General features: G+C 54.7%; 19 protein-coding genes, 1 tRNA gene and 3 rRNA genes. 14 read left to right on the top strand and 9 right to left on the bottom strand.

The window, feature by feature from the left end; all coding sequences use genetic code 11:
* Positions 1-93 precede the first annotated feature (93 nt).
* The 3 genes from mnmG to asnC all read right to left on the bottom strand — a co-directional run bounded on the left by mnmG (position 94) and on the right by asnC (position 3,356).
* On the bottom strand, positions 94-1,983 hold the full coding sequence (gene mnmG, locus FOY96_RS22075) for a tRNA uridine-5-carboxymethylaminomethyl(34) synthesis enzyme MnmG (protein ID WP_143347732.1): 1,890 nt from the start codon (positions 1,981-1,983) through the stop codon (positions 94-96).
* Positions 1,984-2,357: 374 nt separating this feature from the next.
* Positions 2,358-2,807 carry an FMN-binding protein MioC gene (mioC, locus tag FOY96_RS22070; protein ID WP_023309786.1) on the bottom strand — a complete coding sequence of 150 codons (450 nt, stop codon included), beginning with the start codon at positions 2,805-2,807 and terminating at the stop codon, positions 2,358-2,360.
* Between the two features lie 90 nt (positions 2,808-2,897).
* A complete protein-coding gene (gene asnC / locus FOY96_RS22065; RefSeq protein WP_023333916.1) occupies positions 2,898-3,356 on the bottom strand; it encodes a transcriptional regulator AsnC in 459 nt (152 codons plus the stop codon).
* 151 nt (positions 3,357-3,507) lie between these two features.
* On the opposite strand from asnC, the gene asnA reads away from it, so the two are divergent.
* Positions 3,508-4,500 carry an aspartate--ammonia ligase gene (gene asnA / locus FOY96_RS22060; RefSeq protein ID WP_047646767.1) on the top strand — a complete coding sequence of 331 codons (993 nt, stop codon included), beginning with the start codon at positions 3,508-3,510 and terminating at the stop codon, positions 4,498-4,500.
* Here the strand turns inward: asnA and viaA are convergent, their stop codons facing one another.
* A complete protein-coding gene (gene viaA / locus FOY96_RS22055; protein ID WP_143347731.1) occupies positions 4,501-5,952 on the bottom strand; it encodes an ATPase RavA stimulator ViaA in 1,452 nt (483 codons plus the stop codon).
* Positions 5,946-7,442: an ATPase RavA gene (gene ravA / locus FOY96_RS22050; RefSeq protein WP_023309782.1), complete on the bottom strand. Its 1,497-nt coding sequence runs from the start codon at positions 7,440-7,442 to the stop codon at positions 5,946-5,948. Before ravA ends, viaA begins: the two co-directional genes overlap by 7 nt.
* A gap of 222 nt (positions 7,443-7,664) precedes the next feature.
* Here ravA and kup point away from each other — a divergent pair, with 222 nt between their 5' ends.
* From kup to rbsR, 7 genes are all read left to right on the top strand, one after another.
* A complete protein-coding gene (kup, locus tag FOY96_RS22045) occupies positions 7,665-9,533 on the top strand; it encodes a low affinity potassium transporter Kup (protein ID WP_023309781.1) in 1,869 nt (622 codons plus the stop codon).
* 197 nt (positions 9,534-9,730) lie between these two features.
* Positions 9,731-10,150 carry a D-ribose pyranase gene (gene rbsD, locus FOY96_RS22040; protein ID WP_032662094.1) on the top strand — a complete coding sequence of 140 codons (420 nt, stop codon included), beginning with the start codon at positions 9,731-9,733 and terminating at the stop codon, positions 10,148-10,150.
* Between the two features lie 7 nt (positions 10,151-10,157).
* Complete coding sequence (gene rbsA, locus FOY96_RS22035; protein ID WP_023309779.1) at positions 10,158-11,663, top strand: ribose ABC transporter ATP-binding protein RbsA; 1,506 nt, start codon at positions 10,158-10,160, stop codon at positions 11,661-11,663.
* Positions 11,664-11,667: 4 nt separating this feature from the next.
* Positions 11,668-12,633 (top strand): ribose ABC transporter permease, encoded by a 966-nt coding sequence (rbsC, locus tag FOY96_RS22030; protein WP_006808742.1) that lies wholly within the window; start codon positions 11,668-11,670, stop codon positions 12,631-12,633.
* Positions 12,634-12,660: 27 nt separating this feature from the next.
* Positions 12,661-13,551 (top strand): ribose ABC transporter substrate-binding protein RbsB, encoded by an 891-nt coding sequence (rbsB, locus tag FOY96_RS22025; protein WP_010426610.1) that lies wholly within the window; start codon positions 12,661-12,663, stop codon positions 13,549-13,551.
* Positions 13,552-13,657: 106 nt separating this feature from the next.
* Positions 13,658-14,587 (top strand): ribokinase, encoded by a 930-nt coding sequence (gene rbsK / locus FOY96_RS22020; RefSeq protein ID WP_033146468.1) that lies wholly within the window; start codon positions 13,658-13,660, stop codon positions 14,585-14,587.
* 3 nt (positions 14,588-14,590) lie between these two features.
* Entirely contained in the window at positions 14,591-15,583 is a 993-nt protein-coding gene (gene rbsR, locus FOY96_RS22015) for a ribose operon transcriptional repressor RbsR (RefSeq protein WP_073001901.1), read from the top strand.
* Here rbsR and mdtD read toward each other — a convergent pair.
* The gene (mdtD, locus tag FOY96_RS22010; protein WP_143347730.1) at positions 15,549-16,982 is read right to left on the bottom strand and encodes a multidrug transporter subunit MdtD; all 1,434 of its coding nucleotides are present in this window, start codon (positions 16,980-16,982) and stop codon (positions 15,549-15,551) included. The genes rbsR and mdtD overlap by 35 nt on opposite strands.
* Positions 16,979-17,686 carry a FadR/GntR family transcriptional regulator gene (locus tag FOY96_RS22005; RefSeq protein ID WP_143347729.1) on the bottom strand — a complete coding sequence of 236 codons (708 nt, stop codon included), beginning with the start codon at positions 17,684-17,686 and terminating at the stop codon, positions 16,979-16,981. The genes mdtD and FOY96_RS22005 overlap by 4 nt, the downstream gene beginning before the upstream one ends.
* A 454-nt stretch (positions 17,687-18,140) precedes the next feature.
* On the opposite strand from FOY96_RS22005, the gene FOY96_RS22000 reads away from it, so the two are divergent.
* The 4 genes from FOY96_RS22000 (at position 18,141) to rrf (ending at position 23,117) form a co-directional block, all read left to right on the top strand.
* Positions 18,141-19,682: ribosomal RNA gene (locus FOY96_RS22000) — 16S ribosomal RNA — on the top strand.
* 85 nt (positions 19,683-19,767) lie between these two features.
* A tRNA-Glu gene (locus tag FOY96_RS21995) sits at positions 19,768-19,843 on the top strand.
* Between the two features lie 182 nt (positions 19,844-20,025).
* Positions 20,026-22,931: ribosomal RNA gene (locus FOY96_RS21990) — 23S ribosomal RNA — on the top strand.
* Between the two features lie 70 nt (positions 22,932-23,001).
* Positions 23,002-23,117: ribosomal RNA gene (rrf, locus tag FOY96_RS21985) — 5S ribosomal RNA — on the top strand.
* The 16S, 23S and 5S rRNA genes sit together here with 1 tRNA gene alongside, the layout of an rRNA operon.
* A 111-nt stretch (positions 23,118-23,228) precedes the next feature.
* Here the strand turns inward: rrf and mobB are convergent.
* Both mobB and mobA read right to left on the bottom strand, forming a co-directional pair.
* Positions 23,229-23,732 (bottom strand): molybdopterin-guanine dinucleotide biosynthesis protein MobB, encoded by a 504-nt coding sequence (gene mobB / locus FOY96_RS21980; protein WP_143347728.1) that lies wholly within the window; start codon positions 23,730-23,732, stop codon positions 23,229-23,231.
* Positions 23,729-24,313 carry a molybdenum cofactor guanylyltransferase MobA gene (gene mobA, locus FOY96_RS21975; protein ID WP_143347727.1) on the bottom strand — a complete coding sequence of 195 codons (585 nt, stop codon included), beginning with the start codon at positions 24,311-24,313 and terminating at the stop codon, positions 23,729-23,731. Before mobA ends, mobB begins: the two co-directional genes overlap by 4 nt.
* Before the next feature lie 68 nt (positions 24,314-24,381).
* On the opposite strand from mobA, the gene FOY96_RS21970 reads away from it, so the two are divergent.
* Entirely contained in the window at positions 24,382-24,651 is a 270-nt protein-coding gene (locus FOY96_RS21970) for a YihD family protein (protein ID WP_008501866.1), read from the top strand.
* 75 nt (positions 24,652-24,726) lie between these two features.
* On the top strand, positions 24,727-25,713 hold the full coding sequence (locus tag FOY96_RS21965; protein ID WP_039264179.1) for a serine/threonine protein kinase: 987 nt from the start codon (positions 24,727-24,729) through the stop codon (positions 25,711-25,713).
* Positions 25,714-25,716 lie beyond the last annotated feature (3 nt).

Below are 25,716 nucleotides of genomic sequence, written 5' to 3'. Positions count from 1 at the left end.
TGGAAAACTTAGATGGCGGGTGGCGCTTCGCTTACCCGCCCTACGGGTTCATCAGGCCCGGTAAGCGCAGCGCCACCGGGCAATGTTCTGGCATTATGCGCTGCGGCGCAGCATGCCCTGCTTTTTCAGCCAGACCAGCAGAATGGAAATCGCCGCAGGCGTGACGCCGGAGATACGGGATGCCTGGCCGATCGATACCGGTTTGTGATCGTTCAGCTTGGCGATCACTTCGTTGGAAAGGCCCGTCACCTGGCGGTAGTCCAGCATTTCCGGCAGCAGCGTGTTTTCGTTACGCTGCTGTTTTTCGATCTCATCCTGCTGACGCGCGATGTAACCTTCGTACTTCACCTGGATCTCAACCTGCTCTGCCGCTTCAGCGTCTTCCAGGCCAGGCGCGAACGCGGTCAGTTTGACCAGGTTCTCGTAGGTGACTTCAGGACGGCGCAGCAGATCTTCCCCGCTGGCTTCGCGCGACAGCGGCGCGGTTAAGTGAGCGTTTACTTCGGCAGCGGTTTCCGCCTGCGGATTCACCCAGGTGGTTTTCAGGCGCTGACGTTCCTGTTCAATGCGCTCCAGCTTTTCGTTGAAGCGCGCCCAGCGTTCGTCATCGACCAGACCCAGCTCGCGGCCCATTTCGGTCAGGCGCAGGTCGGCGTTATCTTCGCGCAGCATCAGGCGATATTCCGCGCGAGAGGTAAACATACGGTACGGCTCTTTGGTACCCAGCGTGCAGAGATCGTCAACCAGCACGCCCAGATACGCCTGAGAACGGCCTGGTGCCCAGCCCTCTTTCTCAGAAGAGAAGCGTGCGGCGTTCAGACCGGCAAGCAGGCCCTGTGCAGCCGCTTCTTCGTAGCCGGTAGTGCCGTTAATCTGCCCCGCGAAGAACAGACCGTGGATGAATTTGCTTTCCAGGGTTGGCTTCAGGTCGCGTGGATCGAAGAAATCGTACTCAATAGCGTAGCCGGGACGAACGATTTTCGCATTCTCCATCCCCTGCATTGAGCGAACAATTTGCATCTGTACATCGAACGGCAGGCTGGTGGAGATGCCGTTCGGGTAAATTTCGTTCGAGGTCAGCCCTTCCGGCTCCAGGAAGATCTGGTGCTGGTTACGATCGGCAAAGCGCATCACTTTGTCTTCGATCGACGGGCAGTAGCGTGGGCCGATCCCTTCGATCACGCCGGCATACATGGGGCTGCGATCGAGGTTATTGCGGATCACGTCATGGGTTTTCTCGTTGGTATGCGTGATATAGCACGGTACCTGCTGAGGATGCTGTGCCGCATTGCCCATGAACGAGAAAACCGGCATGGGGTTATCACCGTGCTGTTGCGCCAGCACGCTGAAATCAATGGTCCGCGCATCAATACGCGGCGGCGTGCCGGTTTTCAGGCGGCTGACGCGCAGCGGCAGTTCACGCAGACGGCGAGACAGTGGAATAGACGGCGGATCGCCAGCACGGCCACCGCTGTAGTTATCCAGACCGATATGAATTTTACCGTCCAGGAAGGTGCCCACGGTCAGCACCACGGCTTTCGCGCGGAATTTGAGGCCCATCTGAGTCACCGCACCCACGACGCGATCGTTCTCAACGATAAGATCTTCAACCGCCTGCTGGAAGATCATCAGGTTCGGCTGGTTCTCCAGGGCGGTACGCACAGCCTGACGGTAAAGCACGCGGTCTGCCTGGGCACGGGTCGCACGCACAGCGGGACCTTTACTCGCGTTTAGTATCCTAAACTGGATACCAGCATGATCGATCGCTTTCGCCATCAGGCCGCCAAGTGCATCCACTTCTTTTACCAGGTGTCCTTTCCCAATGCCGCCAATCGCCGGATTACAGGACATTTGTCCCAGCGTGTCGATATTGTGTGTCAAAAGCAGGGTCTGCTGACCCATACGCGCTGCGGCCATTGCGGCCTCAGTGCCTGCATGACCCCCGCCAATGATGATGACGTCAAAAGGATCCTGATAAAACATGGTGGTCTGCCTCGCGTAAAGCGGTATGAAAATGGATTGAAGCCCGGGCCGTGGATTCTACTCAACTTTAGTCTTTCGAGAAAGCATTGGGATCCTGGGCTATTAAAAAGAAGATCTTTTTATTTAGAGATCTGTTCTATTGTGATCTCTTATTAGGATCGCGAACCTGTGTGGATAAGTCCGATCTCACAAAGAAGATCATGCAGTTATAAAGGATCGTTTGCTGTGAATGATCGGTGATCCTGGACAGTATAAGCTGGGATCAGATCGCGACTTTATGCACAGGGCAAAAACAACACAACAGTTGTTCTTTGGATAACTACGGGTTAATACGAGCTTTTAACCAGAGTTATCCACATCTGTTCGCGCGATCTTTAATCGTTTTTGAGTAAATTTTTCCATTCCGCGAGCCAGATCTCGGCTGGATCCTCCGGAATGTCATGATCGAGGATGTTGATCTTGAGCGTTTCACCCAGCTGTTTTGCTCCACAAGAGGTAACAGCGGCTTCAACTTTCTCTATTGCCCCGCAAAAGGTGTCATATTCACGACTGCCGATCCCCACCGCGCCAAAACGGACGTTTGACAGGTCGGGCTGCTGTTCCAGCAGTTCGTCATATAAAGGTTGCAGGTTATCCGGCAGATCGCCCGCGCCGTGCGTGGAGGTGATCAGCAGCCAGACCCCGTCAGTCGGGAGATCTTCAAGCAACGGACCGTGCAGGGTTTCAGTAGAAAAGCCCGCATCTTCCAGCTTTTCAGCCAGGTGTTCCGCTACGTATTCCGCACCACCAAGGGTGCTGCCGCTGATAAGGGTAATGTCCGCCATTGATCGCTCGCCCAGATAAAGAGACGGCCATTGTACGCTGTGAACGAGCTGGGATCTACCTGTGGAAAATGTGGGAATGAATTTGCCCGATCACGGGCGGATGGTACGCATGATCGGGTTTTGCAGGGAGATCAGCGTCTCGGTGGACTGAATTTCATCGATTGTTTGGATCTTGTTGATAAGTACCTGCTGGAGGGCGTCGATGGATCGGCACATGACTTTAATAAAGATGCTGTAATGCCCGGTGGTGTAATACGCCTCGGTGACTTCATCCAGCGCGTTCAGCTTCGCCAGGGCTGAAGGGTAGTCTTTGGCGCTTTTAAGAATGATGCCGATGAAGCAGCAGACGTCGTAACCCAGATGTTTAGGACTGACGTCGATGCGTGCGCCGGTAATGATCCCCGCCTGTTTCATTTTCTCTACGCGAACGTGAATGGTCCCCGGGCTGACGCCAAACTGTTTCGCCAGCTCGGCGTAGGCGGTACGGGCATTGGCCATTAACGCCTCCAGGATGCCGCGGTCGAGATTGTCGATCTGATAATTTTCCATAGCTTTTTCTTATGAGGATTAATGAATCACTCTATTCTAGCGTTTAATTTTATCGAATAAAAAGTTAAGGTGGCTTTTTGTTGATGAGTTATTGAATATGGTGCCGTTTCTGTTGCTTAATCAATATCAACAGGACGCAGGAGTATAAATAATGAAAACCGCTTACATCGCCAAACAACGCCAGATCAGTTTCGTAAAATCCCATTTTTCCCGCCAGCTGGAAGAGAAGCTTGGCCTTATTGAAGTTCAGGCGCCGATTCTGAGCCGCGTGGGTGACGGGACGCAGGATAACCTCTCTGGATGCGAAAAAGCGGTACAGGTGAAAGTGAAAACACTGCCAGACGCTCAGTTTGAAGTGGTTCATTCCCTGGCGAAGTGGAAGCGTCAAACCCTGGGACAACACGACTTCAGCGCGGGGGAAGGGCTTTACACGCACATGAAAGCCCTTCGTCCCGATGAAGATCGCCTTTCACCGATTCATTCCGTTTACGTTGACCAGTGGGACTGGGAGCGCGTAATGGGTGATGGTGAACGTCACGTCGGCACGCTGAAATCCACCGTTGAGGCGATCTACGCCGGGATCAAAGCGACCGAAGCGGCCGTAAGCAAAGAGTTTGGTCTGGCACCGTTCCTGCCGGATACGATCCACTTTGTTCACAGTCAGGAATTGCTGAGCCGCTTTCCGGATCTCGATGCTAAAGGCCGAGAGCGTGCGATTGCTAAAGAATTAGGTGCAGTATTCCTGATCGGTATCGGCGGCAAGCTGTCTGATGGCAAACGCCACGACGTTCGCGCGCCGGATTATGATGACTGGAGCACTGCGGGTGAGGGCGAATTTGCCGGGCTGAACGGCGATATTCTGGTGTGGAACCCGGTACTGGAAGACGCATTCGAGCTCTCTTCTATGGGGATCCGTGTGGATGCTGACGCGCTGAAGCGCCAGCTGGCGGTCACCGGCGATGAAGATCGTCTCAAACTCGAGTGGCACCAGGCGCTGCTGCGCGGTGAAATGCCTCAGACTATCGGCGGTGGTATCGGCCAGTCCCGTCTGACCATGCTGCTGCTGCAATTACCCCATATCGGTCAGGTTCAGTGTGGCGTCTGGCCGCAGCAGGTACGTGAAAGCGTCGGTTCTCTTCTGTAATTAACGCTGCCAGCGTCTGAGCAGGCGGCTACGCAGCCCGGTATCAAAGCGCCAGATATGATCGAAGATGCGCATGATGCCGGGTTTTCCATGGGCTGACATCGCCACCGCATGAAATCGGTGCTGGTGCACCCGCTGTAACTCCTTCACCTTATTCACCACGTCATCCGGCAGCCGCTGGGCAATAAAATCGGAAATCACCACCGCGTCAGCGTCATACCAGTCGCCTCCCTGCATACGCTCCACAATGCTGCGAAAGCAGCTGGCCAGATCCGTGCCGCCGCGAAAACGCTGGCTCAGGAAGCGGATTGCCTGCTCGATACCCTGCTGATTCGTCAGCTCATAGCCCACCACCTCGCTGGAGAAGAGCATGATGAAGCAGCGACGACGATCGGCCAGCGCCACGCGCATCAGTGCCAGACAGAACGCCTTCGCGCACTGCTCGTTAAACCCGCCCATCGAACCGGACGTATCCACGCAAACAATGAATGGCCCGCGCGGCTGTTCATCAAAATCCTGATGGACGACCGGCCGTTGGCTGACTTTCTCGCGCCAGGCTTCGCCGTGCAGTCGGTAGGTGAGAAGCTGTTTTTCCACCAGCCGACGATAGAACTCATACTCCAGCTCGGTCATCCCCAGCGTGCTCAGTTCCGTGGGCAGCAGGCGTAAAATGTCATCGCTCTGCTGGAGCCCGTCGACCTGCTCCGGCACGGTAGCCGGTTCGCGCACCAGGGTGCGGAAGGTTTCCATCGGGGCATCTTTCTTTGGGACCGACTTTGCCTCCCTTGAGCGACCCAGCTGTTCTGCAAGCTTCATCAGCTCGGGCTGCTGCGCCAGAAAATCGCCGTATTTGACGATCAGCTGATAATCCCCGCGCCGGAGCTGGCCGGCGCTCATATCCCACAGACGCCCTGCGGCGTTTTCATTCTCCACCAGCACCTGTTCTAGCTGGCCGCTCAGCGTCATCCGTTCCTGAACTTCACTGAGCAGTTGTTCACGCTCTTCATCCAGCAGCTGCTGGTTCAGCGTTGTGGCCTGAACCATCAGGCTGAGGCGCCAGCGCTGTAAGAAAAGGGTATGTAGTGCGGGGGTAAAGGTGGCGTTATCCGTGACCAGCGCCCGGGCCTGGCTGGCAAACGGAGAGTGGACGTTATCGAGCAACGTCAGGGTTTGCGGGAGCTGGACGATAAACTGCGACGTGGAGAGCCGCTGGCACTGCTGATAGCAGGCCACCTCTTCCGTTAACTCAGGCGGAACTTCGGTCTCCCTGAACCGCTGACGCAAATTTTCCCGCCAGCGGGGCAGATCGTCCGTCATCGCCTTTTTAAGCTTTGGAAATTTTTCAAAAAACGCCGCCAGCTGCGGCGACGCCAGAAGGGTAATGACCACTTCTTCGATCAATCCCTCCTCGCTGACGGCCAGCATGACGTTAAGCGTATCCAGCGTTAGCATTGACGCGCCTGTTTGATCTGCGCGCTGACGTCCTGCAGGCTGGCTTCGATGCGACCTAGCCAGTCGCTATGAATAAAGAGGCATTTTTGCTGCTCGCTAAAGCGGGTGTGCTGCTGATGCCATTCGGTATCCAGCGCTTCCAGCTGCTGCTTAATCTCTTCGGGGACGCTGTCAGAGGCGGTGCCCGGAAGCGCAAGACGCGAGCCCTGGAGGCTGACGTCGCGGATCACCAGGTGCTGGCTGCTGTCCACTTCCATATTCAGCGGCTGCGCGAAACCAATGCCGTTGAGTTTTCCTCGGATCTCTCCGCCCTTATCCAGCCACTGCGCCAGCGCCTCGCGCTCAATCGTAATGTGCACCACCTGCATATCATGCAGTTTAAGCGGCTGCTGGAGCAGCAGCGTTAGCGTTGCGCCAGTCAGATCCGCGGGAAGCTCGTAGTGCGGTTTGCGGGCGAACATGCCCCCAAGGCGATTCACTTTCAGCGCGGTTTTATCACTTTGCTGCTGCTGGAGCTGGATGCGCCGCTGGGCAATCGCCCCCAGCTGGTTGAGCATTGCCTGCTGCCCCCAGGCGTGCCCGGTCATCAAAACGTCAAGCTGCTGCTGCATCAGGTTCATGCCTTCTGCATCATGCCAGAGGCAGTCTTTGAGCAGGATCAGGTCAATTGGCGCAACGGCGTCACGCCCGCTGAACAGGGCGCTGGCCTGCAGCAGGCGGATCGCTTTTTTCCACCGGCGATCGGAGACATAGGGCGCTGAAGGGATGAGATCAAGCTGCTGGCGCAGGAGATAGATCAGCTCGAAGACGGCGTCTGGCAGTTTGATTTTGCCGATGTCCTGCTGCCACTGGTGATACTCCTCATCCGTCACCTGCAGCGAAGCGGATACCGGATTTTCGCTCTCATCCTGCTGGCTGACCAGCATGGAGCGGAAGTTGGATTTATCCTGCACTTTGTCCAGCCACAGGCGGATAAGCATACGGTCATATAGCGCTTCCAGACTGCTGTCGGCTTCAGGCAGTTCGTTAGAGGCGGCCACCAGCAGACGCATCGGGATTTTCTCTTCACTGGCGCCGTTACGGAACCGACGTTCGTTTATCGCCGTGAGCAGGGTGTTCAGAATAGCCGGCCCCGCTTTCCAGATCTCATCGAGAAAAACAATCTCAGCCTCCGGAAGATACCCTTCTGTCAGACGCTGATAGCGCCCCTCATCTTTCAATGCCTGAATGGAGAGAGGACCAAAAACTTCTTCTGGGGTGGAAAACCGGGTCATGAGATATTCGAAGGCGCGGGCGTTCTGAAAAGCAAATTTCAGCCTGCGGGCAATCAGGCTTTTGGCAATGCCCGGCGGTCCCAGCAAAAACACGCTCTCACCGCTCAACGCCGCCAGTAAGCAGAGGCGGATGGCGTGGCTACGCTCGAAAAGGCCTTTCTCCAGCGCGCTGCTGAGGCGGGAAATTCTTTCTGCTAATAAATGTGAGTGAGCCATAATAGTTTTGCATCCTTTCGCCGTCGTGGCGGCCGATTGAAGCGAGTATAGACGTTTCAGTCAGGGCTGGTAATAGACTGAAGTGCGGCGCAATTTTCTTTGCGCTACATTAATGCGGTTGCATTTAGGGGTACGATTTTGCAATGAATCGTGCATACTGTGCGCTTTTTGTGGGCCAAGGGACCGGGAACACATTTGTTATTTAAACGAAAAGACTAGTCTATGAGCACTGATAATAAGCAATCATTACCCGCAATAACGCTTGCGGCGATCGGGGTTGTCTACGGTGATATCGGCACCAGCCCGCTTTATACGCTTCGTGAATGTCTGTCCGGCCAGTTTGGTTTTGGTGTTGAACGCGATGCCGTGTTTGGCTTCCTGTCCCTCATTTTCTGGCTGCTGATCCTGGTGGTTTCCGTTAAATATCTCTCCTTCGTTATGCGTGCTGATAACGCAGGTGAAGGTGGGATCCTGACCCTGATGTCTCTTGCCGGGCGTAATACCTCGGCCAGGATGACCTCTGTGTTGGTCATTATCGGCCTGATTGGCGGCAGTTTCTTCTACGGGGAAGTGGTGATAACGCCGGCTATCTCGGTGCTGTCGGCGATTGAGGGGCTGGAGATTATCGCTCCGCAGCTCGATTCATGGGTGGTTCCGCTGGCCATTATTGTCCTGACGCTGCTGTTCATGATCCAGAAGCACGGTACAGGGCTGGTGGGCAAACTGTTCGCGCCGATTATGCTGGCCTGGTTCCTGATCCTGGCGGCGCTTGGCTTGCGCAGCATTATTGCGAACCCTGAAGTGCTGCATGCGCTGAACCCTTACTGGGCGGTGCATTTCTTCCTCGAATACAAAGTGGTTTCCTTCGTGGCGCTGGGGGCCGTCGTGCTCTCCATCACCGGTGTGGAAGCGCTGTATGCTGACATGGGCCACTTCGGGAAACTACCTATCCGCGTGGCATGGTTTATTGTGGTGCTGCCGTCGCTGGTGCTGAACTATTTCGGTCAGGGCGCGCTGTTGCTTAAAAACCCGGAAGCGATCAAGAACCCGTTCTTCCTGCTGGCGCCCGACTGGGCGCTGGTGCCGATGCTGATCCTGGCGACGCTGGCGACCGTCATTGCCTCCCAGGCGGTGATTTCCGGCGTGTTTTCTCTGACGCGCCAGGCCGTGCGTCTGGGGTATCTCTCGCCAATGCGCATCATTCATACTTCAGAGATGGAGTCGGGCCAGATCTACATCCCGTTCGTTAACTGGCTCCTCTATTTCGCTGTTGTTATTGTTATCGTCAGCTTCGAGCACTCCAGTAACCTGGCGGCGGCGTACGGTATTGCGGTAACCGGTACGATGGTGCTGACATCGCTTCTCTCCACCACGGTGGCGTACCGAAACTGGCACTGGAATAAATTCCTCGTGGCGATGATTCTGGTGGGCTTCCTGTGTATCGACGTACCGCTGTTCTCAGCGAACCTCGATAAAATTGTCTCCGGTGGCTGGCTGCCGCTGACGCTGGGTCTGGTGATGTTCATCGTCATGACCACATGGAAAAGCGAGCGTTTCCGCCTGCTGCGCCGCATGCACGAGCACGGCAATTCTCTGGAGGCGATGATCGCTTCTCTGGAGAAATCCCCGCCGGTCCGCGTGCCGGGTACTGCGGTATATATGTCACGCGCGCTGAACGTCATTCCGTTCGCGCTGATGCATAACCTCAAGCACAACAAGGTGCTGCACGAGCGGGTGATCCTGCTGACGCTGCGCACGGAAGATGCGCCGTATGTTCATAACGTCCGTCGCGTGCAGATTGAGCAGCTGTCGCCGACCTTCTGGCGCGTGGTGGCAAGCTACGGCTGGCGCGAAACGCCAAACGTGGAAGAGGTGTTCCACCGCTGCGGCCTGGAAGGACTGAGCTGCCGGATGATGGAGACGTCGTTCTTTATGTCGCACGAGTCGCTGATCATCGGCAAGCGCCCGTGGTATCTGCGCCTGCGCGGCAAGCTGTACCTCATCCTGCAGCGTAACGCCCTGCGCGCGCCTGACCAGTTTGAGATCCCGCCTAACCGCGTCATTGAGCTGGGGACGCAGGTCGAGATCTAATCCCTTCTGAAAATGCCGGGTGGCGCTTCGCTTACCCGGCCTACCAAACCCCTCGCCAACCCACAATAATTGTCTCTGCATTTCACTTAGCGAAACGTTTCGACGTCGATCACAAATCTGTTACGTCATGATGGTTTTCTGAACATTCTTGAGATTAAACTGATGTCAGCGAAACGTTTCGCTAGTGGAGCAAGAAAATGAAGAAAGGCACGGTACTCAACTCAGAAATCTCATCGGTTATTTCCCGTCTTGGGCATACCGATACGCTGGTGGTTTGCGATGCAGGCTTACCGGTTCCGCGCAGCACAACCCGTATCGATATGGCGTTAACGCAGGGTGTACCCTCGTTTATGCAGGTACTGGATGTGGTGACCGCGGAGATGCAGGTTGAGGCGGCCATTCTCGCGGCGGAAATCAAACAACATAATCCGCAACTCCACGAAACGTTGCTCAGCCATATTGAGCAACTGCAACAACACCAGGGAAACACCATAGAAATTCGTTACACGACGCACGAACAGTTCAAACAACAAACCGCAGACAGTCAGGCGGTGATTCGCAGCGGGGAGTGTTCCCCGTATGCGAATATCATTCTCTGTGCTGGCGTCACATTCTGAGGCCATCATGGACGCATTACTGCAACTCAAAGGGATCGATAAGTCGTTCCCGGGCGTAAAAGCCCTCTCCGGCGCGGCGCTGAACGTCTACCCCGGGCGCGTGATGGCGCTGGTGGGCGAAAACGGTGCCGGCAAATCCACCATGATGAAAGTGCTGACCGGTATCTATCAACGCGATGCCGGTTCACTCGTCTGGCTGGGGAAAGAGACCACCTTCAACGGTCCGAAATCCTCTCAGGAAGCCGGGATCGGTATTATTCACCAGGAGCTGAACCTGATACCGCAGCTCACCATTGCGGAAAACATCTTCCTCGGCCGCGAGTTTGTTAACCGGTTCGGCAAAATCGACTGGAAAACGATGTACGCCGAAGCGGACAAGCTGCTGGCGAAGCTGAACCTGCGCTTTAAGAGCGACCGCCTGGTCGGCGATCTGTCCATTGGCGATCAGCAGATGGTGGAAATCGCGAAGGTGCTGAGCTTTGAGTCGAAGGTCATCATTATGGATGAACCTACCGACGCCCTGACCGATACCGAAACCGAATCCCTGTTCCGCGTGATCCGCGAGCTGAAATCGCAGGGGCGCGGGATTGTCTATATCTCTCACCGCATGAAAGAGATCTTCGAAATCTGCGATGACGTTACCGTCTTCCGCGACGGGCAGTTTATTGCCGAGCGCGAAGTCGCCACGCTGACCGAAGATACGCTCATCGAAATGATGGTGGGACGCAAGCTCGAAGATCAGTATCCGCATCTGGAGAAAGCGCCGGGTGAGATCCGCCTGAAGGTGGACAACCTCTGCGGTCCGGGTGTGAACGACGTGACCTTTACCCTGCGCCAGGGCGAGATCCTGGGCGTGGCGGGACTGATGGGTGCTGGACGTACCGAGCTGATGAAAGTGTTGTACGGCGCACTGCCGCGCACCAGCGGTTATGTCACCCTCGACGGTCATGAAGTGGTCACCCGTTCTCCGCAGGATGGTCTGGCGAACGGCATCGTTTATATATCCGAAGACCGCAAACGCGACGGCCTGGTGCTGGGGATGTCGGTTAAAGAGAACATGTCCCTGACTGCGCTGCGCTATTTCAGCCATAGCGGCGGTAGCCTGAAGCATAAAGATGAGCAGCAGGCGGTCAGCGATTTTATCCGTCTCTTTAACGTCAAAACCCCGTCGATGGAGCAGGCGATTGGCCTGTTGTCCGGCGGTAATCAGCAGAAAGTGGCGATTGCGCGCGGGCTGATGACGCGCCCGAAAGTGCTGATCCTCGACGAGCCAACCCGCGGCGTGGACGTGGGCGCGAAGAAAGAGATCTATCAGCTGATTAACCAGTTCAAGGCCGACGGTCTGAGCATCATTCTGGTCTCTTCCGAGATGCCAGAAGTATTAGGCATGAGCGATCGCATTATCGTCATGCATGAAGGGCATCTCGGCGGTGAATTCACTCGCGAGCAGGCCACCCAGGAAGTTCTGATGGCTGCCGCTGTGGGCAAGCTTAATCGCGTGAATCAGGAGTAAGAAGATGACTACCCAGGCTGTTTCTGGTCGCCGCTATTTCACAAAGGCATGGCTGATGGAACAAAAATCGCTGATTGCCCTGCTGGTGCTGATCGCGATTGTATCGACCATGAGCCCGAACTTTTTCACCGTTAATAACCTGTTCAACATTCTGCAGCAAACATCGGTGAACGCCATTATGGCGGTCGGCATGACGCTGGTGATTTTGACCTCAGGTATCGATCTGTCCGTCGGTTCCCTACTGGCGCTCACCGGCGCGATCGCCGCTTCGATTGTCGGCATTGAAGTCAACGCGCTGGTGGCCGTGGCCGCTGCCCTGGCGGCAGGCGCGGCGATTGGCGCCGTAACAGGCGTGATTGTGGCAAAAGGCCGCGTTCAGGCGTTCATCGCCACGCTGGTGATGATGCTGCTGCTGCGCGGTGTCACCATGGTGTACACCAACGGTAGCCCGGTTAACACCGGCTTTACCGATAACGCGGATCTGTTTGGCTGGTTCGGTATCGGTCGCCCGCTGGGTGTTCCGACTCCGGTCTGGATCATGGCTATCGTCTTCCTGGCGGCGTGGTACATGCTGCACCACACCCGTCTGGGCCGTTATATTTACGCGCTGGGCGGTAACGAAGCGGCAACGCGCCTGTCCGGGATCAGCGTTAATAAAGTCAAAATTATCGTTTACTCCCTGTGCGGTCTGCTGGCATCGCTGGCAGGTATCATCGAAGTGGCGCGCCTCTCTTCTGCGCAGCCGACGGCGGGTACGGGGTATGAGCTGGATGCTATCGCAGCAGTGGTTCTGGGCGGTACGAGTCTTGCGGGCGGTAAAGGTCGCATTGTTGGGACATTGATCGGCGCACTGATTCTCGGTTTCCTGAATAATGGTTTGAATTTGTTAGGTGTTTCCTCCTATTACCAGATGATCGTTAAGGCAGTGGTAATTTTGCTGGCGGTACTGGTAGACAACAAAAAACAGTAACTGACGACACTACAGGACATCTTAGATATGAACATGAAAAAACTGGCTACCCTGGTTTCTGCTGTCGCGCTGAGCGCAACCGTAAGTGCTAACGCCATGGCGAAAGATACCATCGCGCTGGTTGTCTCTACTCTGAACAACCCGTTCTTCGTCTCCCTGAAGGACGGTGCGCAGAAAGAAGCGGACAAACTGGGCTACAACCTGGTGGTGCTGGATTCACAGAACAACCCGGCGAAAGAGCTGGCTAACGTTCAGGACTTAACCGTTCGTGGTACCAAAATTCTGCTGATCAACCCAACCGATTCTGACGCCGTCGGTAACGCCGTTAAAATGGCAAACCAGGCGAAAATTCCGGTGATCACTCTGGACCGCCAGGCAACGAAAGGCGAAGTTGTTAGCCACATTGCGTCTGATAACGTGCTGGGCGGCAAAATCGCGGGTGATTACATCGCGAAGAAAGCCGGCGAAGGCGCGAAAGTTATCGAACTGCAGGGGATTGCCGGTACGTCCGCAGCCCGCGAGCGTGGTGAAGGCTTCCAGCAGGCTGTGGCTGCGCACAAATTCAACGTGCTGGCCAGCCAGCCGGCAGACTTCGACCGTACTAAAGGTCTGAACGTTATGCAGAACCTGCTGACCGCGCACCCTGACGTGCAGGCGGTATTCGCGCAGAACGACGAAATGGCGCTCGGCGCGCTGCGTGCCCTGCAGACCGCAGGTAAATCTGATGTGATGGTTGTCGGATTTGACGGTACGCCGGATGGTGAAAAAGCAGTAAACGATGGCAAACTGGCTGCGACCATCGCTCAGCTGCCTGAGCAGATTGGCGCCACTGGCGTTGAAACTGCCGACAAAGTGCTGAAGGGCGAAAAAGTTCAGGCTAAATACCCAGTTGACCTGAAGCTGGTCATCAAGCAGTAAAAGGCGAATCAGGCAGTCGCTGGCTGCCTGAGGGACACCAATAAAGAAAAGTGTGGCATACGCCACCGGGTAACACCGGTGGCGCTCTCAGATGGACAACCCAACCATGAAAACCGCAGGCAACCTCGTCGTCCTTGGCAGTATCAATGCCGATCACATTCTTAACCTTGAATCGTTCCCTGCACCGGGCGAAACCGTCACGGGTAACCAGTATCAGGTGGCATTTGGCGGTAAAGGTGCCAACCAGGCCGTCGCCGCCGGTCGCAGCGGGGCGAATATTGCGTTTATCGCCTGCACGGGTGATGACGATACCGGTGAGCGCGTACGCAAACAGCTGGCGAGCGACAACATTGATGTCGCACCGGTCAGCGTGGTTGCAGGGGAATCGACCGGCGTGGCGCTGATTTTCGTCAACGCTGAAGGTGAGAATGTCATCGGTATTCATGCGGGTGCTAACGCTGCGCTGACGACGGAGCGCGTAGAAGCGCAACGTGCCATCATCGCCGGAGCGGAAGCCCTGCTCATGCAACTGGAGTCACCGGTTGAAAGCGTGCTGGCCGCCGCGAAAATTGCGCATGAAAATCATACCACTGTCGTACTTAACCCGGCCCCGGCCCGTGTATTATCAGACGAGCTGCTGGCGCTGGTGGACATCATTACGCCGAACGAAACCGAAGCCGAAAAACTGACGGGCATTCGCGTAGAAAATGATGACGATGCCGCGCGAGCCGCGCGTGCGCTGCATGATAAGGGCATCGGTACCGTGATTATCACCCTTGGTAGCCGTGGGGTGTGGGCAAGCGTCAATGGCGAAGGCCGTCGCGTGCCGGGCTTTAAGGTCAAAGCGATTGATACCATCGCAGCGGGAGATACCTTCAACGGTGCACTGGTCACCGCGCTGCTGGAAGGCAAGAGAATGGATGACGCTATTCGCTTCGCACACGCTGCTGCCGCGATTGCGGTGACGCGCAAAGGCGCCCAGCCTTCCGTTCCGTGGCGTAAAGAGATCGATGAATTCTTAAGTCAGCAGGGGTAACGCTTGGCCACAATGAAAGATGTCGCCCGCATGGCGGGCGTTTCTACCTCGACGGTCTCCCACGTTATAAACAACGATCGCTTCGTCAGCGAGGCGATTCGGGAGAAAGTCGAAGCTGCGGTAAAAGAACTCAACTATGCGCCGTCTGCGCTGGCGCGCAGTCTTAAGCTCAACCAGACGCGCACCATCGGTATGCTGATCACCGCCAGTACCAACCCCTTTTATTCAGAACTGGTTCGCGGCGTGGAGCGCAGCTGCTTCGAGCGTGGCTACAGCCTGGTGCTGTGCAATACCGAGGGAGACGAGCAGCGCATGAATCGTAACCTGGAAACGCTGATGCAAAAACGCGTCGACGGGCTACTGCTGCTCTGCACCGAAACGCACCAGCCCTCGAAAGAGATCATCCAGCGTTATCCTTCGATTCCCACCGTGATGATGGACTGGGCGCCGTTCGACGGAACCAGCGATCTCATTCAGGATAACTCCCTGCTGGGCGGCGATATGGCGACTCAGTACCTGATTGATAAAGGACACACTCGCATTGCCTGTATTACGGGGCCGCTGGATAAAACTCCGGCGCGTTTGCGTCTGGAAGGGTATCTCTCCGCCATGGAGCGAGCGGGGCTTGCCATTCCTGATGGTTACCGGATCACCGGCGACTTTGAGTTTAACGGCGGCTTCGAGGCAATGCAGAAACTGCTAACGCAAAAGCCGCGTCCGCAGGCGGTCTTTATTGGTAACGACGCGATGGCGTTTGGTGCCTATCAGGCGTTGTATCAGGCGGGGCTACGCGTGCCGGATGATATGGCGGTGATTGGCTATGACGATATCGAACTGGCCAGCTACATGACGCCGCCGCTGACCACGATCCATCAGCCAAAAGATGAACTGGGCGAGCTGGCCATCGATGTGTTGATCCACCGTATGGCGCAGCCCACGCTGCAACAGCAACGGCTGCAGCTTACTCCTGTTCTGATGGAACGCGGTTCGGTTTAGCTTTCTCTTTGTGACGCTCTTTAATCAGGTTTCGGCCGTCTTTTGGTTTTAACAGCATAAAGACCAGCGCCGATACCACGGTAAGTGCGCCCATGGTGATAAAGGTATAGTGGAACTGCTCAACGGTATTCGCGCTGTCAAAACCCTCATAAAACCTCAGCACCGCTGCACTCACGGCAACCCCTAAACTGATCGACAGCTGTTGCGTTACCGCCAGCACGCTGTTGCCGCTGCTTGCGTTCTCGTCAGTCAGGTCGGCGAGGGTGATGGTGTTCATCGACGTGAACTGCGTCGACATCGCCATGCCCAACACAAACAGCGGCAGGATCAGCATCCAGACGGGTAACGCGGCGGATTGCAGCGAGAACTGCGCAATCATCAGACCGATAAAGACCGTCACGCCGACCAGCGTCTTACGATAGCCAAACCAGCGCAGCACCTGTGTCACGGTTGATTTTGCCAGAATCGAGCCCATTGCCGTGGGCGCCATCATGCAGCCAGCAATCAGGGCCGGGTAGCCAAAACCCACCTGCAGCATCAATGGCATCAGGAACGGCACACAGCCCGTCCCCAAACGAGACGCAATGTTCCCTGCAATCCCAACGGAAAACGTTCGGGTATTAAAGAGCCCCAGGGAGATTAACGGCGTCGGGTGACGACGCGCGTGACGTATATAAAGAAGGAATAACAGAATACCGCCGAGGATAACGGAGAGCGCTAACCACGTCGCGACGATCTTCTCGCCAAACAGCTCCATCCCGCTGGAGAATAACACCAGGCTCAGGCCAAACAGGAAAAAGCCGCCCATATCGAAGCTGCGCCTTGGCGTGGTGAAGTTCGGCATATATTTGCGGGCATACAGCAGCCCCGCAACGCCAATTGGAATATTAATCAGGAAGATCCAGTGCCAGCTTGCCCAGGTGACAAACACGCCACCGAGTACCGGGCCAAGAATCGGGCCAACCAGGCCCGGCATGGTGACGAAGTTGAGTACGGGAAGCAGTTCGCTCCTGGGGTAGGCCCGCAGCAAAGCAAGGCGCGCCACCGGCATCATCATCGCGCCGCCAATGCCCTGTAATATGCGGAAGATAACCAGCTCCGTTAAGGATGATGAGAGCGCACAGGCCAGCGAACCGAGCGTAAAGAGCGTTACGGCCAGCATGAAAACTCTGCGGGTGCCAAAGCGGTCGGCCAGCCAGCCGCTGACCGGAATTAACATTGCGACCGTCAAGGTGTAGCTGATGATGGCGGACTGCATCGCCAGCGGGGAGCGGTTAAGGCTTTGCGCTATAGCGGGAAGCGCTGTGTTGAGGATGGTGGCGTCCAGTGCCTGCATAAAAAACGCCATGGCTGCAATCCACGGCAATCCGGCCATGCTGCGCGCTTTTTTCGTTGTCATTTATTTACCTGCTGGTGGGTTGGCGCGGCCAGCAATGCCTGGCACGCACTCAGGGCTCGCTGCCCGTCGCTTTCCTGGATGGCATCAACTATCGCCTGGTGCAAATCCAGTTTTACCACTTCGTTTTGTGTAATAGAGGTAAAGTAGGTGTGATACACCGAATGAAATAAAGAGGCAAAAGAGGTGAGGAACGGATTGGCGCTCATCATATAGATGTGTTCATGCCAGGCCATATCGACCTCAACCCAGCGTTCGCGGTTGAAGTTTTTTTTCAGGAACACCATCTCTTCCATCAGCGCGTTAAGCTGCGCTTTCTGCTCTGCTGTTCCCAGCGTGGCGGCAAGCAGACATGCCTGAGGTTCAAGGCTGCTGCGCATCACCAGAAAGTGATCGACGACCTGATGAAAGTTATCTTCCGTCATCCACCAGGAGAGCAGCTCCTGATCGAGAAAATTCCAGTTACTCTGTGGCATCACGCGTGTGCCAATGCGAGGCCGTGGAAGCACCATACCTTTTGCCGTTAGGGTTTTCACCGCTTCGCGCACGGCGGTACGGCTCACCCCAAACTGCTCACCCAGCTCCATCTCACCCGGCAGGATGCTACCTGGGGCATATTTACCCGCTAGAATCCGCTGAGCCAGCTTTTCTGCCAGCACGTACGACAGGTTTTTTTGGGCGGCCAGCTGTTGTGCGCTTAATGGCATCGCTTTTATTCCTTAAAGATTCATGCTGATAATTATGCCACCTCGAATGTGATTGTGGTTGCAGATACATCAAATAGAACAATTTGTAGCTTGATTTCACCTCTTTTGGTGAAAAAAAACGCGGATGGAAACTTTTTTTAAATTTCCTCTTGTCACGTCGGAATAACTCCCTATAATGCGCCTCCACTGACACGGAACAACGGCACACACGCCGCCGGGTCAGCAGAGAAAAGCGAAATTAATCACTTGACTCTGAAGCGGGAAAGCGTAATATGCACACCCCGCGCCGCTGCGAAAAGCGAAGCGGCACTGCTCTTTAACAATTTATCAGACAATCTGTGTGGGCACTCAAAGTGACATGGATTCTTAACGTCCTCGGACGAAAAATGAATACCAAGTCTCTGAGTGAACATACGTAATTCATTACGAAGTTTAATTCACGAGCATCAAACTTAAATTGAAGAGTTTGATCATGGCTCAGATTGAACGCTGGCGGCAGGCCTAACACATGCAAGTCGAGCGGCAGCGGAAAGTAGCTTGCTACTTTGCCGGCGAGCGGCGGACGGGTGAGTAATGTCTGGGAAACTGCCTGATGGAGGGGGATAACTACTGGAAACGGTAGCTAATACCGCATAACGTCGCAAGACCAAAGAGGGGGACCTTCGGGCCTCTTGCCATCAGATGTGCCCAGATGGGATTAGCTAGTAGGTGGGGTAACGGCTCACCTAGGCGACGATCCCTAGCTGGTCTGAGAGGATGACCAGCCACACTGGAACTGAGACACGGTCCAGACTCCTACGGGAGGCAGCAGTGGGGAATATTGCACAATGGGCGCAAGCCTGATGCAGCCATGCCGCGTGTATGAAGAAGGCCTTCGGGTTGTAAAGTACTTTCAGCGGGGAGGAAGGCGATAAGGTTAATAACCTTGTCGATTGACGTTACCCGCAGAAGAAGCACCGGCTAACTCCGTGCCAGCAGCCGCGGTAATACGGAGGGTGCAAGCGTTAATCGGAATTACTGGGCGTAAAGCGCACGCAGGCGGTCTGTCAAGTCGGATGTGAAATCCCCGGGCTCAACCTGGGAACTGCATTCGAAACTGGCAGGCTAGAGTCTTGTAGAGGGGGGTAGAATTCCAGGTGTAGCGGTGAAATGCGTAGAGATCTGGAGGAATACCGGTGGCGAAGGCGGCCCCCTGGACAAAGACTGACGCTCAGGTGCGAAAGCGTGGGGAGCAAACAGGATTAGATACCCTGGTAGTCCACGCCGTAAACGATGTCGACTTGGAGGTTGTGCCCTTGAGGCGTGGCTTCCGGAGCTAACGCGTTAAGTCGACCGCCTGGGGAGTACGGCCGCAAGGTTAAAACTCAAATGAATTGACGGGGGCCCGCACAAGCGGTGGAGCATGTGGTTTAATTCGATGCAACGCGAAGAACCTTACCTACTCTTGACATCCAGAGAACTTTCCAGAGATGGATTGGTGCCTTCGGGAACTCTGAGACAGGTGCTGCATGGCTGTCGTCAGCTCGTGTTGTGAAATGTTGGGTTAAGTCCCGCAACGAGCGCAACCCTTATCCTTTGTTGCCAGCGGTCCGGCCGGGAACTCAAAGGAGACTGCCAGTGATAAACTGGAGGAAGGTGGGGATGACGTCAAGTCATCATGGCCCTTACGAGTAGGGCTACACACGTGCTACAATGGCGCATACAAAGAGAAGCGACCTCGCGAGAGCAAGCGGACCTCATAAAGTGCGTCGTAGTCCGGATTGGAGTCTGCAACTCGACTCCATGAAGTCGGAATCGCTAGTAATCGTAGATCAGAATGCTACGGTGAATACGTTCCCGGGCCTTGTACACACCGCCCGTCACACCATGGGAGTGGGTTGCAAAAGAAGTAGGTAGCTTAACCTTCGGGAGGGCGCTTACCACTTTGTGATTCATGACTGGGGTGAAGTCGTAACAAGGTAACCGTAGGGGAACCTGCGGTTGGATCACCTCCTTACCTTAAAGAACCTGCCTTTGTAGTGCTCACACAGATTGTCTGATGAAAAGTAAATAGCAAGGCGTCTTGCGATTGAGACTTACACGTCCCCTTCGTCTAGAGGCCCAGGACACCGCCCTTTCACGGCGGTAACAGGGGTTCGAATCCCCTAGGGGACGCCACTTGCTGGTTCGTGAGTGAAAGTCGCCGACCCCTATATCTCAAAACTCATCTTCGGGTGACGTTTGAGATATTTGCTCTTTAAAAATCTGGATCAAGCTGAAAATTGAAACGACACACATGTTATGTGTGTTCGAGTCTCTCAAATTTTCGCAATCAGAAGTGAAACATCTTCGGGTTGTGAGGTTAAGCGACTAAGCGTACACGGTGGATGCCCTGGCAGTCAGAGGCGATGAAGGACGTGCTAATCTGCGAAAAGCGCCGGCGAGGTGATATGAACCTTTGACCCGGCGATGTCCGAATGGGGAAACCCAGTGCAATTCGTTGCACTATCGTTAACTGAATACATAGGTTAACGAGGCGAACCGGGGGAACTGAAACATCTAAGTACCCCGAGGAAAAGAAATCAACCGAGATTCCCCCAGTAGCGGCGAGCGAACGGGGAGCAGCCCAGAGTCTGAATCAGCTTGTGTGTTAGTGGAAGCGTCTGGAAAGTCGCACGGTACAGGGTGACAGTCCCGTACACGAAAGCACACAGGTTGTGAACTCGAAGAGTAGGGCGGGACACGTGGTATCCTGTCTGAATATGGGGGGACCATCCTCCAAGGCTAAATACTCCTGACTGACCGATAGTGAACCAGTACCGTGAGGGAAAGGCGAAAAGAACCCCGGCGAGGGGAGTGAAAAAGAACCTGAAACCGTGTACGTACAAGCAGTGGGAGCACCCTTGTGGTGTGACTGCGTACCTTTTGTATAATGGGTCAGCGACTTATATTCTGTAGCAAGGTTAACCGTATAGGGGAGCCGAAGGGAAACCGAGTCTTAACTGGGCGTTAAGTTGCAGGGTATAGACCCGAAACCCGGTGATCTAGCCATGGGCAGGTTGAAGGTTGGGTAACACTAACTGGAGGACCGAACCGACTAATGTTGAAAAATTAGCGGATGACTTGTGGCTGGGGGTGAAAGGCCAATCAAACCGGGAGATAGCTGGTTCTCCCCGAAAGCTATTTAGGTAGCGCCTCGTGAACTCATCTTCGGGGGTAGAGCACTGTTTCGGCTAGGGGGCCATCCCGGCTTACCAACCCGATGCAAACTACGAATACCGAAGAATGTTATCACGGGAGACACACGGCGGGTGCTAACGTCCGTCGTGAAGAGGGAAACAACCCAGACCGCCAGCTAAGGTCCCAAAGTCATGGTTAAGTGGGAAACGATGTGGGAAGGCACAGACAGCCAGGATGTTGGCTTAGAAGCAGCCATCATTTAAAGAAAGCGTAATAGCTCACTGGTCGAGTCGGCCTGCGCGGAAGATGTAACGGGGCTAAACCATGCACCGAAGCTGCGGCAGCGACGCTTAGGCGTTGTTGGGTAGGGGAGCGTTCTGTAAGCCGTTGAAGGTGTGCTGTGAGGCATGCTGGAGGTATCAGAAGTGCGAATGCTGACATAAGTAACGATAAAGCGGGTGAAAAGCCCGCTCGCCGGAAGACCAAGGGTTCCTGTCCAACGTTAATCGGGGCAGGGTGAGTCGACCCCTAAGGCGAGGCCGAAAGGCGTAGTCGATGGGAAACAGGTTAATATTCCTGTACTTGGTGTTACTGCGAAGGGGGGACGGAGAAGGCTATGTTAGCCGGGCGACGGTTGTCCCGGTTTAAGCATGTAGGCGGAGGTTCCAGGTAAATCCGGTACCTTTTTAACGCTGAGGTGTGATGACGAGGCACTACGGTGCTGAAGTAACAAATGCCCTGCTTCCAGGAAAAGCCTCTAAGCATCAGGTAACATCAAATCGTACCCCAAACCGACACAGGTGGTCAGGTAGAGAATACCAAGGCGCTTGAGAGAACTCGGGTGAAGGAACTAGGCAAAATGGTGCCGTAACTTCGGGAGAAGGCACGCTGATATGTAGGTGAAGCCCCTGCGGGTGGAGCTGAAATCAGTCGAAGATACCAGCTGGCTGCAACTGTTTATTAAAAACACAGCACTGTGCAAACACGAAAGTGGACGTATACGGTGTGACGCCTGCCCGGTGCCGGAAGGTTAATTGATGGGGTTAGCGGTAACGCGAAGCTCTTGATCGAAGCCCCGGTAAACGGCGGCCGTAACTATAACGGTCCTAAGGTAGCGAAATTCCTTGTCGGGTAAGTTCCGACCTGCACGAATGGCGTAATGATGGCCAGGCTGTCTCCACCCGAGACTCAGTGAAATTGAACTCGCTGTGAAGATGCAGTGTACCCGCGGCAAGACGGAAAGACCCCGTGAACCTTTACTATAGCTTGACACTGAACACTGGTCCTTGATGTGTAGGATAGGTGGGAGGCTTTGAAGCGTGGACGCCAGTCTGCGTGGAGCCGACCTTGAAATACCACCCTTTAATGGCTGGTGTTCTAACGTAGACCCGTAATCCGGGTTGCGGACAGTGTCTGGTGGGTAGTTTGACTGGGGCGGTCTCCTCCCAAAGAGTAACGGAGGAGCACGAAGGTTAGCTAATCCTGGTCGGACATCAGGAGGTTAGTGCAATGGCATAAGCTAGCTTGACTGCGAGAGTGACGGCTCGAGCAGGTGCGAAAGCAGGTCATAGTGATCCGGTGGTTCTGAATGGAAGGGCCATCGCTCAACGGATAAAAGGTACTCCGGGGATAACAGGCTGATACCGCCCAAGAGTTCATATCGACGGCGGTGTTTGGCACCTCGATGTCGGCTCATCACATCCTGGGGCTGAAGTAGGTCCCAAGGGTATGGCTGTTCGCCATTTAAAGTGGTACGCGAGCTGGGTTTAGAACGTCGTGAGACAGTTCGGTCCCTATCTGCCGTGGGCGCTGGAGAATTGAGGGGGGCTGCTCCTAGTACGAGAGGACCGGAGTGGACGCATCACTGGTGTTCGGGTTGTCATGCCAATGGCACTGCCCGGTAGCTAAATGCGGAAAAGATAAGTGCTGAAAGCATCTAAGCACGAAACTTGCCCCGAGATGAGTTCTCCCTGACCCTTTAAGGGTCCTGAAGGAACGTTGAAGACTACGACGTTGATAGGTCGGGTGTGTAAGCGCAGCGATGCGTTGAGCTAACCGATACTAATGAACCGTGAGGCTTAACCTTACAACGCCGAAGCTGTTTCGGCGGATGAGAGAGACACGATTTTCAGCCTGATACAGATTAACAGAATTTGCCTGGCGGCTTTAGCGCGGTGGTCCCACCTGACCCCATGCCGAACTCAGAAGTGAAACGCCGTAGCGCCGATGGTAGTGTGGGGTCTCCCCATGTGAGAGTAGGGAACTGCCAGGCATCAATTAGAAGAACCCCGTACCGTAAGGTGCGGGGTTTTTTGCTTTGTGCGCGCAGAAAAGCCCGATGGCGCTTAGTAGGCCGGATAAGGCAAAGCCGCCATCCGGCAAGTCAGATCGCACTCCACTCCACAATAAACTCCGCAATCCCACCCACATCATTTAAATCCAGCATCGGAGCTTCAAGCGGCAATACAACATCACTGGCCACCGCAATCACATGCTCATCCAGCGTTAACTCGCTGAAATCATGCCCGGCATCGCTTCTGAACAGCAGGATCTTAGGCACGGCCTCATGCTTAAATCCCTCGACCAGCACCAGATCCAGCGTGGCGTGATCCATCCGGCTGACCAGATAAGCGAGATCCAGCGGTGCCTCATCCGGCGTTTCTGTCATCAGCGCCCAGCGTTGAGTACTTGCCACCATCGTTTGCGCTGCACCCGCTTTACGCAATGCATAGCTATCTTTGCCCGGTCTATCGATATCCGTATTATGGTGGGTGTGCTTAATCAATCCTGGACGGATACCTCTGGCACAAAGCGCAGGAATGAGCTTTTTCAGCAGCGTGGTTTTTCCGGTCCCACTCCAGGCGGAAATGGCGACAACAGGTATCATTTTTTCTCCTGCATCATCTGCAAATCTTCAGGCGTATTCACATTCACAAAAGCTGATTTTAAATCGCTAAAATCAACGGGATGACCGCCAGACTCGCGCATAAAAGCCATCACCCTGCGCTCTCCCGCAGCCAGATAGGACTGCAGGGCTGGCGCCAGGGATCGGTGCATCAATGCGATAGCAGGATGATCACGCTCGTCGTCATGTACCCAAACCACAGGAGCCGTACCCCGAAGCAGCAACAAACGTTCGACAAGACAGGACGGAATAAACGGGGTATCGCAGGGACAGAAGATGAACCACTCTCCGTGAGACTGTTGCATGACCGAAAGCATGCCGGCCAGCGGTCCCGGGTAATCCTCAAGGATATCCTGGTAAACGGCATACCCGCTGAGCTGGTAAGTGTCGATATGCCGGTTAGCACTGATGACCATTGTCGACACCTGGCCTGCGAGCGTATCAGCGACACATTGCCACAAGGGTTTGCCGTTCAGGCGTTGAAGCCCCTTATCTTTTCCCCCCATTCGCGTCGCCCTGCCACCTGCCAGAACGACCCCAATGATTTCCTGGCTAAGATTCATGAATATCGCCTCTTTTATTGTGGGATTGACCCTGCTAACGTGTCACTCTAAATGAAAGGAGCACCACCATGAAATGTAAACGTCTGAATGAAGTTATTGAACTCCTCCAGCCCGCCTGGCAAAAAGAGCCAGAGCTAAATCTGATGCAATTTTTACAGAAACTGGCGAAAGAGTCAGGTTTTGACGGCGATCTGGCAGACCTTTCTGACGACATCCTGATCTATCACCTTAAAATGCGTGACTCTGCCAAAGATGCTGTTATTCCTGGTATTCAGAAAGATTATGAGGAAGATTTTAAGACCGCATTACTGCGCGCCCGAGGCGTAATTAAAGAGTAAAAGCTTGTAAGCGGCGGCACCGAAATCGCCACAAGATGATATCCTGAATCATTCGTATAATTTCCGGATGATCGGATGAACGACCAGGCTTTTACTTTCCAGACATTACACCCGGACACCATTATGGATGCCCTGTTTGAACAGGGTATTCGGGTGGATTCCGGGCTAACACCGTTAAACAGCTACGAAAACCGCGTCTATCAGTTTCAGGATGAGGATCGTCAGCGCTTCGTCGTAAAATTCTATCGTCCTGAACGCTGGTCCGCAGAACAAATTCAGGAAGAGCATCAGTTTGCTCACGATCTGCTGGATGACGATGTTCCCGTTGCCGCACCGCTAAAATTCAATAACCAAACGCTCCTCACGCACGAAGGGTTTTACTACGCTGTATTCCCGAGCCTGGGTGGCCGCCAATTTGAAGCGGATAATATTGATCAGATGGAGTGGGTTGCCCGCTATCTTGGGCGCATACACCAGACGGGACGCAAAAAAGCCTTTATTGCCCGCCCGACTATCGGGATTCAGGAATACCTTCTTGAGCCGCGCGGAATATTCGAAACGTCTGCCATGATTCCCACTGCGTTAAAGGATGATTTCCTCAACGCCACCGATAAGCTCATTGCTGCTGTTAAAACCTGCTGGCGCGACGATATTTCTGTCCTGCGCCTGCATGGCGATTGTCATGCCGGAAATATCCTCTGGCGTGATGGCCCGCTTTTTGTCGATCTCGATGATGCGCGTATGGGGCCAGCGGTTCAGGACCTGTGGATGTTGCTCAATGGCGACAAAGCCGAGCAACGCATGCAGCTTGAAACCATTATTGAAGCTTATGAAGAATTTAGCCCGTTTAATTCAGACGAAATTGCCCTGATTGAGCCTTTACGTGCGATGCGTTTTGTTTATTATCTCGCATGGTTAATCAGGCGTTGGGACGATCCCGCATTTCCCCGGAATTTCCCGTGGCTTACCGGAGAGGATTACTGGCGTAGCCAGATATCTACATTTACTGAGCAGGTCAAGGTTCTTCAGGAACCCCCTCTGCAATTAACGCCGATGTATTAATTG

Origin of the sequence: Enterobacter asburiae (assembly GCF_007035645.1) — a bacterium.
GTDB classification, from domain to species: Bacteria; Pseudomonadota; Gammaproteobacteria; order Enterobacterales; family Enterobacteriaceae; genus Enterobacter; species Enterobacter asburiae_B.
The sequence above is the reverse complement of the archived record's forward strand: the minus strand, read 5'-3'. Positions and strand labels throughout refer to the sequence as shown.

Excerpts from the sequence above, each read along its gene's own strand:
- mdtD (WP_143347730.1), bottom strand. The coding sequence starts at position 16,982 with ATGACAACGAAAAAAGCGCGCAGCATGGCCGGATTGCCGTGGATTGCA.
- mnmG (WP_143347732.1), bottom strand. The coding sequence starts at position 1,983 with ATGTTTTATCAGGATCCTTTTGACGTCATCATCATTGGCGGGGGTCAT.
- rbsD (WP_032662094.1), top strand. The coding sequence starts at position 9,731 with ATGAAGAAAGGCACGGTACTCAACTCAGAAATCTCATCGGTTATTTCC.
- FOY96_RS21970 (WP_008501866.1), top strand. The coding sequence starts at position 24,382 with ATGAAATGTAAACGTCTGAATGAAGTTATTGAACTCCTCCAGCCCGCC.
- FOY96_RS21965 (WP_039264179.1), top strand. The coding sequence starts at position 24,727 with ATGAACGACCAGGCTTTTACTTTCCAGACATTACACCCGGACACCATT.
- rbsB (WP_010426610.1), top strand. The coding sequence starts at position 12,661 with ATGAACATGAAAAAACTGGCTACCCTGGTTTCTGCTGTCGCGCTGAGC.
- mobA (WP_143347727.1), bottom strand. The coding sequence starts at position 24,313 with ATGAATCTTAGCCAGGAAATCATTGGGGTCGTTCTGGCAGGTGGCAGG.
- mioC (WP_023309786.1), bottom strand. The coding sequence starts at position 2,807 with ATGGCGGACATTACCCTTATCAGCGGCAGCACCCTTGGTGGTGCGGAA.
- rbsK (WP_033146468.1), top strand. The coding sequence starts at position 13,658 with ATGAAAACCGCAGGCAACCTCGTCGTCCTTGGCAGTATCAATGCCGAT.
- rbsA (WP_023309779.1), top strand. The coding sequence starts at position 10,158 with ATGGACGCATTACTGCAACTCAAAGGGATCGATAAGTCGTTCCCGGGC.
- viaA (WP_143347731.1), bottom strand. The coding sequence starts at position 5,952 with ATGCTAACGCTGGATACGCTTAACGTCATGCTGGCCGTCAGCGAGGAG.
- mobB (WP_143347728.1), bottom strand. The coding sequence starts at position 23,732 with ATGATACCTGTTGTCGCCATTTCCGCCTGGAGTGGGACCGGAAAAACC.
- rbsC (WP_006808742.1), top strand. The coding sequence starts at position 11,668 with ATGACTACCCAGGCTGTTTCTGGTCGCCGCTATTTCACAAAGGCATGG.
- FOY96_RS22005 (WP_143347729.1), bottom strand. The coding sequence starts at position 17,686 with ATGCCATTAAGCGCACAACAGCTGGCCGCCCAAAAAAACCTGTCGTAC.
- kup (WP_023309781.1), top strand. The coding sequence starts at position 7,665 with ATGAGCACTGATAATAAGCAATCATTACCCGCAATAACGCTTGCGGCG.
- ravA (WP_023309782.1), bottom strand. The coding sequence starts at position 7,442 with ATGGCTCACTCACATTTATTAGCAGAAAGAATTTCCCGCCTCAGCAGC.
- asnC (WP_023333916.1), bottom strand. The coding sequence starts at position 3,356 with ATGGAAAATTATCAGATCGACAATCTCGACCGCGGCATCCTGGAGGCG.
- asnA (WP_047646767.1), top strand. The coding sequence starts at position 3,508 with ATGAAAACCGCTTACATCGCCAAACAACGCCAGATCAGTTTCGTAAAA.